Origin of the sequence: Gilliamella sp. BG7 (genome assembly GCF_046635565.1) — a bacterium.
GTDB lineage: Bacteria > Pseudomonadota > Gammaproteobacteria > Enterobacterales > Orbaceae > Gilliamella > Gilliamella apicola_P.
The window spans coordinates 103,859-116,969 of sequence record NZ_JBIDFB010000002.1 but is presented as its reverse complement, the minus strand read 5'-3'; the positions used below and the strand labels follow the sequence as shown (position 1 = coordinate 116,969).

Genomic DNA, 13,111 nt, shown 5'->3' with positions numbered 1-13,111 from the left:
TCAATCTCTTAATCGTATTGTCAATAATAAATTCAGATTATTCAATAATGAATAGTGGCTGATCAAATTCAACTGGTTGACCATTTTCAACCAATATGGCTTTTATTGTACCAGCTTTTTCTGATTCAATTTGGTTCATCATTTTCATCGCTTCAACGATGCAAAGCACATCGCCAACATTTACTGTTTGGCCAATTTCAACAAAAGCTTTTGATTCTGGGCTCGGTGTACGATAAAAAGTTCCAACCATTGGGGATTTAATTGTTGTACCATCAGTTACCACATTATCAGTTACAACTTCTGTTTGAACGGTTGGAGCAACAACAACAGGAGTTGGTTGAGGAATTTGAATATTTTGTACTGGCGCCGAATAGTTTGTAGTAGGAGCAGCACGACTAATACGAACTGATTCCTCACCTTCAGAAATTTCAAGCTCTGAAATACCTGACTCTTCAACTAATTCAATTAATTTTTTAATTTTGCGTATATCCATGAATTACACCGTGTTTATTTGATATAAGTAACAATTATTTAAATGCATCCTTATTATCGGCTAAAGGTATTCTTTAGTCGGTAATAAAGTTGTAACTCAATATTAACGCGGAAGAATACACTGTAAAATAGTTTTTGTCATTATATATCTCCTTTACAAACACTTGTTATACTATTTTCTAGGTATTATTTTATAAATGCGATACAATATTAACTGTCAACTACTATTAAGGTTTACTATGGTTTGAAAGGATTAAATAATATTCTATTTATCCTAAATAAATAGAATATTATTTATTTTTTGATTCCATGGTGGTTTTAAATACTAAATTATACTTAAACAAGATTAATTCTAGGAAGAGTTTTTATTATGTTAAAAAAAGTTCGTGGCTTGTTTTCAAATGATTTATCGATCGATTTAGGTACAGCAAACACACTTATTTATGTAAAAGGGCAAGGAATTGTATTGAACGAACCTTCAGTTGTAGCGATTCGCCAAGATCACCGCACCGGTACCCCAAAAAGTGTTGCTGCTGTTGGGCATGCTGCGAAACAAATGTTAGGGCGAACACCTGGTAATATAGCAGCTATTAGACCAATGAAAGATGGTGTCATTGCCGATTTTTCTGTTACTGAAAAGATGTTACAACACTTTATTCGTCAAGTTCATAGTCATAGCTTTTTAAGACCGAGCCCACGAGTGCTTGTTTGTGTTCCTGTAGGTGCTACACAAGTTGAACGTCGAGCTATTCGAGAGTCAGCACTAGGCGCAGGTGCTCGTGAAGTATATTTAATTGAAGAGCCAATGGCGGCAGCTATTGGTGCTGATTTACCTGTATCTGCGCCTACTGGTTCAATGGTTGTTGATATTGGTGGTGGAACTACCGAAGTTGCTGTCATTTCACTAAATGGCGTTGTTTATTCCGCATCTGCTCGTATTGGTGGCGATCGATTTGATGAAGCAATAATAAACTATGTTCGCCGCAACTATGGTGCTTTAATTGGCGAGGCTACTGCTGAAAAAATCAAACATTTTATTGGTAGCGCTTATCCAGGTGATGAAGTCCTTGAAATCGAAGTTCGTGGGCGCAATCTTGCTGAAGGTGTGCCGCGTAGCTTTACTTTAAACTCTAATGAAATTTTAGAAGCACTCCAAGAACCATTAAGTGGTATTGTTAGTGCGGTTAAAGTTGCATTAGAACAGTGTCCTCCTGAGCTCGCTTCTGATATTTCAGAACATGGTATGGTATTAACTGGTGGTGGTGCTTTATTACGTAATATTGATAAGTTATTATCAGCTGAAACTGGCATTCATGTTGTGGTGGCTGAAGATCCACTAACATGCGTTGCTAGGGGTGGTGGTAAAGCGTTAGATATGGTCGATATGCATGGCGGTGATCTATTTAGTGAAGAGTAATTAATAATTTATTGTTATTTAATTTCATGTTGATAAAGCAAAGTAAGCATGTATCTCATATTTTCCTCCGCCGACAATGTGTCGGCGGAGTCGTATATTAGAATAATTAGAATTTGAGCATAAAAAGGTAAGTAAAGGACAATGAAATTACTTTTTTCTAAACGTTCGCCTCTTAGTGTACAATTATTTACTTCTCTGGCCTTAGCCTTGGCTCTAATTGTACTTGATGTCAATTATCGACCATTTAAAGAAATTCGTTATTATTTAGATACCATCATTTCGCCACTATATTTTGTTTCAAATGCACCAAAGTCGTCGTTTGACTCTCTTTATGAGATGTCCAAAACAAGAGAAACATTAATAAATGAAAATGCAAATTTACATGCGGACTTATTACAACAAAAAAACGATCTATTATTACTTGAGCATTTAAAACATGAAAATGCTAGACTTCGCGAATTATTGGGCTCACCTTTAAGACATGATGAACATAAAATGGCTGCTCAAGTATTACTTACAGACACTGATCCTTATGTTTACCAATTTGTTGTAAATAAAGGTACACAAGATGGTGTTTATGTTGGGCAACCTGTCGTGGATGAAAAGGGAATTGTGGGTCAAATTTATGAAGTAGCTAAATCAACCAGTCGTGCAATTTTAGTATGTGATTATCAACATGCAATACCAGTACAAGTGCTAAGAAACGATATTGGCATGGTTGCTGTAGGTAATGGATGTAGTAATGATTTAACATTGGAATTTATGCCTAATAACGTTGATATAAAAGTCGGTGATGTTTTAGTTACCTCGGGACTTGATGGGCGTTTTCCTGAAGGATATCCGGTAGCCGTAGTTAGTTCAGTAAAACTTGATATTACAGATGCTACTCCTGTTATTACAGCTACACCTACAGCTGATTTGAAACGCTTACGTTATTTATTATTGTTGTGGGGAAATCAAGGAGTAAAACATGAGGGCTCGTAATCGAATAATAATTATTTGGATGACGTTATTAATTGGCTTATGTTTACAAATCATTCCGTGGTCTGAATCATATAATATATTTAAACCACATATACTAATTCTCATTTTTGCTTATTGGTTGATTGCTCTTCCTCATCGAGTTGGGATTGGTACTGCTTTTGTATTTGGAGCCATAATGGATCTATGTACTGGTTCTATTTTGGGCGTTCATGCTTTTATATATTCATTTATTGCTTACTTATTTATTTTTAAATTCCAATTGATACGTAATTTAGCGTTATGGCAACAGTCGTTTATCATCTTTGGGATATCAGTATGTTATAATTTACTGGTATTTTTATTTCAAGTCAGCATTTATCATACTATAACAATATCGCCATTGATTTTTATATCAAGCTGTGTTGATGGTCTATTATGGGTTGTCATTTATCTATTTTTGCGGCTAATAAGACGAAGCTTTGCTATCAATTAAAAAGGAATCTTATGTCTGTTGAATTATTAATGAATATAACGCCATCTGAAACTCGAGTTGCTTATATCGAAGATGGTGTATTGCAAGAGATCCATGTTGATCGTGAGTCTAGACGCGGTATTGTTGGGAATATTTATAAAGGTAAAATAATCCGTATTTTGCCTGGTATGCAAGCCGCTTTTGTAGACATTGGTCTTGATAAAGCTGCCTTTTTGCATGCATCAGATATTATGCCTCATACTGAGTGCGTATCAGATACAGAGCAAGAACAATTTCAAGTAAAAGATATCTCTGAACTTGTCCGCCAAGGGCAGGATTTAATGGTACAAGTAGTTAAAGATCCATTGGGAACTAAAGGGGCAAGGCTTACAACCGATATTACTTTGCCATCACGTTATTTGGTATTAATGCCTGGATCAAATTCTGCGCATGTAGCCACATCACAACGCATAGAAAGTGAACAAGAACGTGAAAGATTAAAAAATATTGTTGAGCAATATGTGACAACAGAGGCTGGTTTTATTGTTAGAACGGCTGCAGAAGGTGCAAGTGCGCATGAGTTAGAGCAAGATGCTAATTTTTTAAAGCGACTTTGGACTAAAATTCAAGAACGTATGGCTCGTCCAGTAAGTAAAAATCTTGTTTATGGGGAATTGGCATTATCACAACGTGTATTGCGCGATTTTGTTGGTGATCCAATTGAGCGAATTTTAGTGGATTCGAAATTAACATATGATTTATTAGTTGAATTTACGCAAGAATTTATGCCCGAGGTAACCAATAAATTATCTCACTATCGTGGTAATATTCCTATTTTTGATCTTTATGATACCGAAAATGAGATTCAAAGAGCATTAGAGCGTAAAGTCAAATTGAAGTCTGGCGGATATTTAATTATTGATCAAACCGAAGCCATGACTACTATTGATATCAATACTGGTGCATTTGTAGGACATCGGAATTTAGAAGAGACGATTTTTAATACTAATATTGAAGCAACAATAGCGATTGCCCGTCAATTACGTTTGCGTAATTTAGGGGGGATTATTATTATCGATTTTATCGACATGCAAGAAGATCTGCACCGTGAACGGGTGTTACAATCGTTGCATGATTCTTTATCTAAAGATAGGGCTAGAACAACTGTTAATTTATTTTCGAGTTTAGGATTGGTCGAAATGACCCGCAAGCGAACACGTGAAAGTATAGGGCATATTCTATGTGAAGAATGTCCAGCATGTAAAGGTCGTGGCATGGTTAAATCGGTAGAAACAGTTTGCAACGAAATTTTACGTGATATTGTTCGTGTTTATAAAGCTCATCACTCTGAATACTTTTTAGTTTATGCATCGACTGCTGTAGCTAATGCTTTAACTAATGATGAATCTCATGCTTTAGCTGAAGTTGAGGTGTTTGTGGGTAAACGCGTTGAAGTAAAAGTTGAACCACTTTATATTCAAGAACAATATGATGTTGTATTAATGTAGAAGCAATGTCTTGTAAAAAAGTTTCCGGTAACTATACGTTTCAGTATAAAAATAATGAAAGTTAAATAATTGTTATGATCAACTAGTTATAATCGATTATCAAAAAACTTCTATTAACAATTAGAATTTAAGGAATTTATGATAGTAACTCAAGTGAGTGAACGACTACTCAACCCAAACAATCTAAGCCAACAAGATCTTTCGCATTTACTTGATATGCTGAGCTCAAGGAAAATTGATTTTGGTGACTTGTATTTTCTATCTGGTTATTACGAAAACTGGTTACTTGAAGATGGTATTATAAAAAATGCCTCATTTCACCGTGACCAGGGTGTTGGCGTTAGGGCCATTGTTGGTGAAAAAACAGGGTTTGCTTATACTGATCAGCTTTCATTAGCGAGGTTAGAACAAAGTATATTAGCAGCCAATTCAATTACTAAAATACAAACACCTATCAAAGTGACGCCATTTAAATCTGCTCAAGCAGCATCTATATACTCGTCAATTAATCCGATCAATTCTTTTTCTAAAGAACAGAAAATTGAATTGTTGCAACAAATTGACCACTTAGCACGCTCAATCGATCCTAGAGTTATTGAAGTTTCAGCCAGTTTGACTGGAAGTTATGAAGATATTTTAATAGCAGCAACTGATGGTACATTAAAAGCTGACATTCGTCCTTTGGTGCGTTTATCCGTTTCAATTTTGGTTGAAAAAGAGGGTAGACGTGAGCGAGGAAGTAGTGGGGGCGGTGGTCGATTTGGGTATGAATATTTTTTAACAATCAACCCAAAAACATTAGAAAGTTATGCTGACAGCTATGCCCGAGAAGCCGTGCGTCAAGCACTTGTTTCTCTTTCAGCTAAAGCTGCACCCGCAGGAACAATGCCTGTTGTTTTAGGTGCTGGTTGGCCTGGCGTTTTGTTACATGAGGCTGTAGGCCATGGCTTAGAAGGCGATTTTAATCGTAAAAACAGTTCAGTTTTTTCTGGAAAAATTGGTGAACAAGTTACTTCAGAAGTTTGTACTATTGTTGATGATGGTACGATTGAAAATCGCCGTGGCTCACTATCTATTGATGACGAAGGTACTCCAAGTCAAAAAACAGTGCTTATTGAAAATGGTATTTTAAAAGGCTATATGTTTGATAAGCTTAACGCAAAATTGATGAATACATGTTCAACTGGTAATGGTCGTCGTGAAGGATATGCTTACTTACCTATGCCAAGAATGACCAATACCTATATGTTGGCAGGAAATTCTTCTTTTGACGATATCATTAGTAGCGTCGATTATGGTCTTTATGCACCTAATTTTGCTGGTGGACAAGTAGATATCACCTCTGGTAAGTTTGTGTTTTCAACTTCAGAAGCTTACTTAATTGAAAAGGGAAAAATAACAACTCCGGTTAAAGGTGCAACGTTAATTGGTTCAGGTATAGAAACTATGCAGCAAATATCTATGGTAGGTAATGATCTAGCATTAGATTCTGGTGTAGGTGTTTGTGGTAAAGCAGGGCAGAGCATACCTGTTGGGGTTGGGCAACCCACTTTAAAAGTAGATAATTTAACCGTTGGTGGTACCATTAACCACTAATAATAAATTAATGAGATTTAAAAATAGATGGAAACAATAATTACTCTTTATCATGCGTTTGTTAACATGGATATAGTAACGCTTTCAAATCCTAATGTGCTATGGACACTATATGGAATGTTGTTTGTTATTATTCTTTTAGAAAATGGCGTTTTACCGGCGGCTTTTTTACCTGGAGACAGTCTATTATTCCTAACAGGTGTATTAATTAGCCAAAATGTATTTCATTTTGGTTTAATTAATTTTATTTTAATTGCTGGTGCAGCTTTAGGTACTTGGTTAGGCTATGCTCAAGGACTTTGGCTTGGTAATACTAAGCTTGTTCAAGGTTGGATGGCGCATATACCTGAAAAATATCATCATAAATCGGAAGTATTGTTCCATAAGTATGGCTTACAAGCGCTATTTATTGGGCGATTTATTGCTTTCGTACGGACATTATTGCCAATGATGGCTGGATTATCAGGACTACATAGTCGAAAATTCCATATTTATAATATAATCAGTGCTACATTATGGATTTTCTTGATTGTGACATTAGGTTACCTATTTGGGTTATCACCAATTTTCAAGGAATATGAAAAGCAAATTATGTCTCTGCTAATGCTAATACCGGTTTTATTGTTAGTGCTAGGGTTACTTTTTTCAATTTTTCTTGCTGTTAAGCGCTCTTTAAACAATAAAAAACAATCTAAAATTGGATTAAACAATAACAAGAAGTAGAAAGTGAAATTAACCGATAAGCCGGGTTCTGTCGTGGACAATCATTCCTCTAGGCTAATACTCACGCATTAGCTCAAGCAGTCTACCCGGATTCAACGCGGGCCACGCCAATGAATCCCTATTTGACCTTGCTCCGAGTGGAGTTTACCGTGCCACAACTGTTGCCAGTTGCGCGGTGTGCTCTTACCACACCCTTTCACCCTTACCTGATCTTATAAAATAAGCCATCGGCGGTTTACTCTCTGTTGCACTAGTCGTGAATTTTCGCTCTCGCTAAAACCCCCCAGGCGTTACCTGGCACTCTGCCCTATGGAGCCCGGACTTTCCTCCCCTTTGTTTGTTTCTTTATAAAAACAACAAAGCAGCGATTGTCTGGTTAATTTCGTTGATGAGTATAACCTAAAGCGCAATTTTGTCCAGAGCTGTCTTATCTATAGAAGATAGATGAGTGAAGTTTAAACATTTGTAAGGTAATGTAACTGAATGGAATTGAAACATCAAATTTATAGCACATCTTATTAGTGATGAGCTATAAGAACAGAATTTATTACCATTTTTTCTGTTTTTGGATTTCGTCATAATTAAACCAAGTTACTACACCCTTTGAGATAATAACATCAAGCTTTCGTTCAATAAGATTGTATTGTGTTTCACCAATTAGTATATGACTAGTTGAACTTTTTTTTATATAATTATATGTCCATTGCATTTCATTTGAATTAATTGTTTTACTACTTGTTGGTTCGCCAAAAAGATTAATAATCTGTGATTCAGTTGTTGAACCTTCGACTATATTATTTACTTTTTGCTTATTTAATGGCGTTCCTTGCTCTACGAAATTTTTTTGTGAACAACTTGATAACATTATGATAGATAAGCATGCAAAAACAAAATTTTTTAGATTTTTCATGTATTATTGCCTAATGTAAATAGCTTTATTAATATTTGCCAATAATAACACATGTAGGGCAACGTTCAAGATTAGCTCGTATTTTATTATTGGCAAAATAAAGCAATATTCAATTAGGATAGAGTCTTTAATACTAAAAAGAAAAAAAGTGCCTATTTTATTTCTTTAATTTTCTATATTTTCTTCATTATTTCTTTTTGTAAATTATATATTAACCAAAAATTATTTCTTGTTCTGTCGTAGCACACGTTTTATTGGTTGATTTGTACTTGAATTAATATAACGACTCGGCCAAATTTCATGAGGTTCTAAATTAAGCTCTTTTGCAATAATAACCTCTCCTTTTGTCCATGGTCTAACTAATGCATTGCTAAGCGTTGATGAACTTAAACCTGATTTGCGTGATAGATTTGCAAGTGTTGTTCCTTTCTTTTTTAGGGCAGCAATAATGTCTGCAGGATGCCAATCATTAGACTTTATTTTCATTTTTTATTTCCTCTTAGTTTATAACCTTGTATATCTATGTTATGCTCTTATTTTACTAAAACGTGTAAGTTTATAATTGAACTTTAGTTATTAATAATTTTTATTTCTTATTTATTATATCAAAGTTTCTTTAATTTCTGTAATTTTTTCTTATTGTGTTGAAGTGGGATAGTAAAAATGAAAGAGTGGTTCTCGTCAAAGGAGCTATCAAATATTGTAGGGATGCCATCAACGATACAAGGGGTTAATCGCAAAGCAAGGGCTGAAAATTGGACTGCTCGAAAAAGAGTAGGTGTTCGAGGTAAAGCTTTAGAATATCATATAGGTAGTTTACCCCATAATGTCAAAAAGGCATTATATATTGAAGAAGAAAGTGCTACTTATGTTGTTTCTCCGGTCGAGCCTTTGCAACTATGGATGACTGCATTTGAACAGTTATCCGAAGAAGAAAAATCTATTGTTACTTCGTGGTTAATGCGAAATGGTATCAAAGATTTTATTACTTTTATTAATCAACAAAAAAAAGATAATTAGTGTTATTATATAAGCTGAGATATACTTTAACGCCTGTAAAATTTAGTTACTATGGAATAAACCGATGGAAAGACAGTTTCAATTAACAAATAGTAAAGAGATTATTGCTTATTTAGCTCAACAGTTCCCAAATTGTTTTACCCTTGAAGGCGAGGCAAAACCATTAAAGATTGGAATTTTTCAAGATATTATTTCTCGTTTAGAAGGTAATGGCGAACTTAGTAAAACAAAACTCCGTGCTGCACTTCGTTCGTATACAATGAGTTGGCGTTACTTATACAGTATAAAAGAAGGAGCCAATCGTGTAGATTTAGATGGTAATCCTACTGAAGTCATCAACCAAGAACAGATGGATCATGCGCAACAACAGTTGAAAGAGAGCAAAGAAAAAGCTAAAGAGCGTTTTAAAGAACGCGGAAAAGAAAAAAGTAAAGCTACTCGTATGCTTCCTAAAAAATCTAAAATTTTAAAAATTGGTGATTTTGTTAAAGTTGTAGTAGGAAATAAACCTATAAAAGTACAAGTCATTAATATCGAAAAAGAGCATATTAAGGTAAAGGTTGGTGCCGGCATGGAGTTAACAGTCAAACCTGAACATATTATCAATAAATAGAGAATTTAAATGAATAAATTACTCAATGGTATTATTACATTTAGCCTTATTTTGGGTATTTTTAGTCAAAATGTTCAGGCGAAACCGCAAGCTAATGAACAAATACCAGTTCTAAAGCAAGATGATATCCACCAAGTTGTTGCCAAACGTGTAACGAATTTTTTTACTCAATCACATTATCGTAATTTTGTTTTGGATAGTGCTTTTTCTGCTCAGATTTTTGATCGCTATTTCAAATTATTAGATAGTAATAAAGCTATATTTATTCAAAGTGATGTTGATAGCTTTCGAAATAGGCAAGAATCTTTAGGTCAAGAGTTAATTGATGGCAATTTAAATACGGCTTATGATATTTACAATCATTTTTTGAAAAAACGTTATAACCGTTATCAATATGCTCTTGAAGTTTTAAAACGCCCTATGGATTTTTCTACCAATGATGAAATTGATTTTAATCGTGAGGAAATTGCTTGGCCGACTTCAGAAAGCGAACTTAATGGTTATTGGGATAAGCGTGTTAAATATGATGAGTTGAGCTTATCTTTATCAGGAAAAGAAGAAAAAGAGATCCGTGAAGTTTTAAGTAAACGTTACAATCGCGTTTTAAAAACAATAACGCAATCAAATAATGAAGATGCTTTTCAAGTATTTATGAATGCATTTGCAAGAGAAATCGATCCCCATACTAGCTATTTAGCACCACGTAAAAAACGAGATTTTGATTCCGAAATGAGTTTATCATTTGAAGGCATTGGTGCAACATTAAGCCAGCAAGATGACTATACTGTGATTATGTCTTTTGTAACAGGCGGACCAGCTGAAAAAAGCAAGTTACTTACTATCGGGGATAAAATTATTGGAGTAGGTCAAAGTAATTCAGCGATTGAAGATGTCATTGGTTGGCGATTGGATGATATTGTTGATAAAATTCGTGGGCCTAAAGGCACTATTGTAAAACTAGAAATTTTACCTGCTGGTAATAATAGTAAGGCAAAAGTAGTTGAACTTACTCGTGATAAAATTCATTTTGAAGATAGGGAAGCAAAATTAAAGATTATTGATAATCCGCGAGGTAAAGTTGGAGTTATAGAAATACCAAGTTTCTATGTGGGATTAACAGAAAAAGTTGAAGTACTCTTATCAGAAGCAAATAAAGAAAATTTGCAAGGTTTGGTTATTGATTTACGTGATAATGGCGGTGGTTCGTTAGCCGAAGTTATCAATTTAACTGGCTTATTTATTGATACTGGACCAGTTGTTCAGGTACGTGATAATTTACAAAAAGTCATCACTTACAATGATAAGAATAAAGGTATCGAATACACTGGGCCACTTGTTGTTATGATTAATCGTTATAGTGCATCAGCATCAGAAATATTTTCTGCCGCTATGCAAGATTATGGGCGAGCATTAATAGTTGGTGAAACGACTTATGGTAAGGGAACAGTACAAACTTCTCGTAACATCTCTTATCCAGTTGACGCAAGACTACATCCAAATTGGCCTGAACTTGGAGGAGCTCAATATACTATTCAAAAATTTTATCGTATCAATGGTGATAGCACTCAATTAAAAGGGGTTGAGCCAGATATTGAAATGAATAAAACTAAGTATGTTGATAAAATCGGAGAGCGATTTTTAGATAATGCACTACCTTGGGATAAAATACCGTCAGCTAATTATTTGACCCTTGCCAATATTAAGCCATGGTTGCCTGATTTAGAATCGCAACATTTGACCAGAATTTCACATAATCCTGAATTTATTTATCTTGATGAAGATATCAAAAAACTTAATGATAAAAAAGATCGTCAATATATTGTTTCGCTTAATAAGAAAAAACGAGAAGTAGAACAAAAAAATAATGAGGAGCGTGATTTAAAAAGAACAAACGAGCGTTTAAATAAAGTAGGTTTACCATCAATTACTAAATTAGATGATTTACCTAAAGATTATAAACAACCTGATCCTTACTTAGATGAATCTATCGAGATACTTCTTGATTTTGCACCTAAGTATCCCAAAATCAAAGGCAATAACTCTATTAAAGAGGTTATTACGTTTGATTTACCAATCGAGAAAGCTAATAAATAATTGGAGATAACATAATGGATTCAAATTTAAAATACTCTTTGATCACAACTGTTGCTGTGTTAGTTATTTTAGCAACATTTGGTTTTATTGTTTGTACGAATTAAAAAGCTTGATTAATTATTTAGTGACTATTATAGTATGCAACCTGCTTTTGAAAAGCAGGTTCTAATAATGAGGTGAGGTGTCCGAGTGGTTGAAGGAGCACGCCTGGAAAGTGTGTATACGGCAACGTATCAAGGGTTCGAATCCCTTCCTCACCGCCAATATTTAGTCATTAAAACATAGAACCATTAGTTCATAACGCTATAAAACTAGCTATCTAGATTATTTTAATAGTTTGTAATTTATAGTTGTTATTTAAAATGACAAACAATACCTTCCTCTCCTAAATCATTTGGAGTTTTTATGGAAAACTTACGCACAGTTCAAGACTTTATACGCTGGACAGCATCACAACTTAGTCTATCAGATGTCTTTTTAGGTCATGGTACAGATAATCCTATTGATGAGTCTAAACAATTAATTTTAGCAACGTTAGGATTATCGTTGTTTATTCCTGAAGAATTTTATTCCACAAATCTAACTAATGATGAAAAAATTCAAATTATTGATATTATTCAAAAGCGAATAAAAGATCGTGTACCAACCCCTTATTTAACTAACCAAGCTTGGTTTTGTGGACATGCTTTTTATGTGGATGAGCGTGTATTAATTCCTCGTTCTCCTATTGGTGAACTAATTGATAACCATTTTGAGCAAATAATATTAACTGAACCTAAAAATATTTTAGATCTATGTACTGGTAGTGGCTGTATAGGGATTGCTTGCGCTTATGAGTTTGCTGATGCTCAAGTTGATATAACTGATATTTCATTAGAAGCATTAGATATCGCTCAAACAAATATTGAGATGCACGAAATGGATTCTCAAGTTACTCCTATTTTGTCAGATCTATTTGATGATGTGCCTGAAAAACAATACGATCTGATTGTCACTAATCCGCCTTATGTTGATAGTGAAGATATGAGTGATTTGCCAGATGAGTTTTTATATGAACCTAAATTAGCATTAGAAGCGGGCTTTGATGGTTTAGATCTGGTAAAAAAAATTTTACGAGATGCGATAAATTATTTAACACCAGCAGGTGTATTAGTTTGTGAAGTCGGCAATAGTTGGGTTAGCTTACAACAACAATATCCCGATGTCCCTTTTAATTGGATAGAATTTGAACGTGGTGGGTTGGGTGTATTTTCTATCACACGTGAAGAATTGATTCAATATCATTACTGTTTTAAATAAGCTG

General features: G+C 34.4%; 14 protein-coding genes, 1 tRNA gene and 1 other RNA gene. 12 read left to right on the top strand and 4 right to left on the bottom strand.

What is annotated here, in order from left to right; translation table 11 throughout:
- Nucleotides 1-37: 37 nt before the first annotated feature.
- On the bottom strand, nucleotides 38-493 hold the full coding sequence (gene accB / locus ACGH49_RS02000) for an acetyl-CoA carboxylase biotin carboxyl carrier protein (RefSeq protein WP_065608131.1): 456 nt from the start codon (nucleotides 491-493) through the stop codon (nucleotides 38-40).
- Nucleotides 494-862: 369 nt separating this feature from the next.
- Between accB and ACGH49_RS01995 the strand changes: the two genes are divergently transcribed.
- The 6 genes from ACGH49_RS01995 to ACGH49_RS01970 all read left to right on the top strand — a co-directional run bounded on the left by ACGH49_RS01995 (nucleotide 863) and on the right by ACGH49_RS01970 (nucleotide 7,171).
- A complete protein-coding gene (locus ACGH49_RS01995) occupies nucleotides 863-1,909 on the top strand; it encodes a rod shape-determining protein (protein ID WP_065608129.1) in 1,047 nt (348 codons plus the stop codon).
- Nucleotides 1,910-2,050: 141 nt separating this feature from the next.
- Entirely contained in the window at nucleotides 2,051-2,893 is an 843-nt protein-coding gene (mreC, locus tag ACGH49_RS01990; protein ID WP_065608127.1) for a rod shape-determining protein MreC, read from the top strand.
- Nucleotides 2,880-3,365, top strand: coding sequence for a rod shape-determining protein MreD (gene mreD / locus ACGH49_RS01985; protein WP_411588049.1), 486 nt, complete (start codon nucleotides 2,880-2,882; stop codon nucleotides 3,363-3,365). Before mreC ends, mreD begins: the two co-directional genes overlap by 14 nt.
- 11 nt (nucleotides 3,366-3,376) lie before the next feature.
- Nucleotides 3,377-4,852, top strand: a complete 1,476-nt coding sequence (gene rng, locus ACGH49_RS01980) for a ribonuclease G (RefSeq protein WP_065560636.1) — start codon at nucleotides 3,377-3,379, stop codon at nucleotides 4,850-4,852.
- Between the two features lie 138 nt (nucleotides 4,853-4,990).
- A complete protein-coding gene (gene tldD / locus ACGH49_RS01975; RefSeq protein WP_411588048.1) occupies nucleotides 4,991-6,448 on the top strand; it encodes a metalloprotease TldD in 1,458 nt (485 codons plus the stop codon).
- A gap of 27 nt (nucleotides 6,449-6,475) precedes the next feature.
- The gene (locus ACGH49_RS01970) at nucleotides 6,476-7,171 is read left to right on the top strand and encodes a DedA family protein (RefSeq protein WP_297224856.1); all 696 of its coding nucleotides are present in this window, start codon (nucleotides 6,476-6,478) and stop codon (nucleotides 7,169-7,171) included.
- Between the two features lies 1 nt (nucleotide 7,172).
- Here ACGH49_RS01970 and rnpB read toward each other — a convergent pair.
- The 3 genes from rnpB to ACGH49_RS01955 all read right to left on the bottom strand — a co-directional run bounded on the left by rnpB (nucleotide 7,173) and on the right by ACGH49_RS01955 (nucleotide 8,567).
- Nucleotides 7,173-7,555, bottom strand: an RNA gene (gene rnpB / locus ACGH49_RS01965) — RNase P RNA component class A.
- 163 nt (nucleotides 7,556-7,718) lie between these two features.
- Nucleotides 7,719-8,081 (bottom strand): outer membrane protein assembly factor BamE, encoded by a 363-nt coding sequence (gene bamE, locus ACGH49_RS01960; protein WP_296207056.1) that lies wholly within the window; start codon nucleotides 8,079-8,081, stop codon nucleotides 7,719-7,721.
- Between the two features lie 222 nt (nucleotides 8,082-8,303).
- Entirely contained in the window at nucleotides 8,304-8,567 is a 264-nt protein-coding gene (locus tag ACGH49_RS01955) for a helix-turn-helix domain-containing protein (RefSeq protein WP_411588047.1), read from the bottom strand.
- A 177-nt stretch (nucleotides 8,568-8,744) separates the two neighbouring features.
- On the opposite strand from ACGH49_RS01955, the gene ACGH49_RS01950 reads away from it, so the two are divergent.
- The 6 genes from ACGH49_RS01950 (at nucleotide 8,745) to prmB (ending at nucleotide 13,107) form a co-directional block, all read left to right on the top strand.
- On the top strand, nucleotides 8,745-9,101 hold the full coding sequence (locus tag ACGH49_RS01950) for a DNA-binding protein (protein ID WP_411588046.1): 357 nt from the start codon (nucleotides 8,745-8,747) through the stop codon (nucleotides 9,099-9,101).
- A gap of 64 nt (nucleotides 9,102-9,165) precedes the next feature.
- Nucleotides 9,166-9,714, top strand: coding sequence for an RNA chaperone ProQ (proQ, locus tag ACGH49_RS01945; protein ID WP_411588045.1), 549 nt, complete (start codon nucleotides 9,166-9,168; stop codon nucleotides 9,712-9,714).
- A gap of 9 nt (nucleotides 9,715-9,723) precedes the next feature.
- Complete coding sequence (prc, locus tag ACGH49_RS01940) at nucleotides 9,724-11,808, top strand: carboxy terminal-processing peptidase (RefSeq protein WP_411588044.1); 2,085 nt, start codon at nucleotides 9,724-9,726, stop codon at nucleotides 11,806-11,808.
- A gap of 14 nt (nucleotides 11,809-11,822) precedes the next feature.
- Nucleotides 11,823-11,912: a YnhF family membrane protein gene (locus ACGH49_RS01935; RefSeq protein ID WP_411588043.1), complete on the top strand. Its 90-nt coding sequence runs from the start codon at nucleotides 11,823-11,825 to the stop codon at nucleotides 11,910-11,912.
- Nucleotides 11,913-11,983: 71 nt separating this feature from the next.
- Nucleotides 11,984-12,071 (top strand) — tRNA-Ser (locus tag ACGH49_RS01930).
- A gap of 142 nt (nucleotides 12,072-12,213) precedes the next feature.
- Entirely contained in the window at nucleotides 12,214-13,107 is an 894-nt protein-coding gene (prmB, locus tag ACGH49_RS01925; protein WP_296207048.1) for a 50S ribosomal protein L3 N(5)-glutamine methyltransferase, read from the top strand.
- The last annotated feature ends 4 nt before the right edge of the window (nucleotides 13,108-13,111 follow it).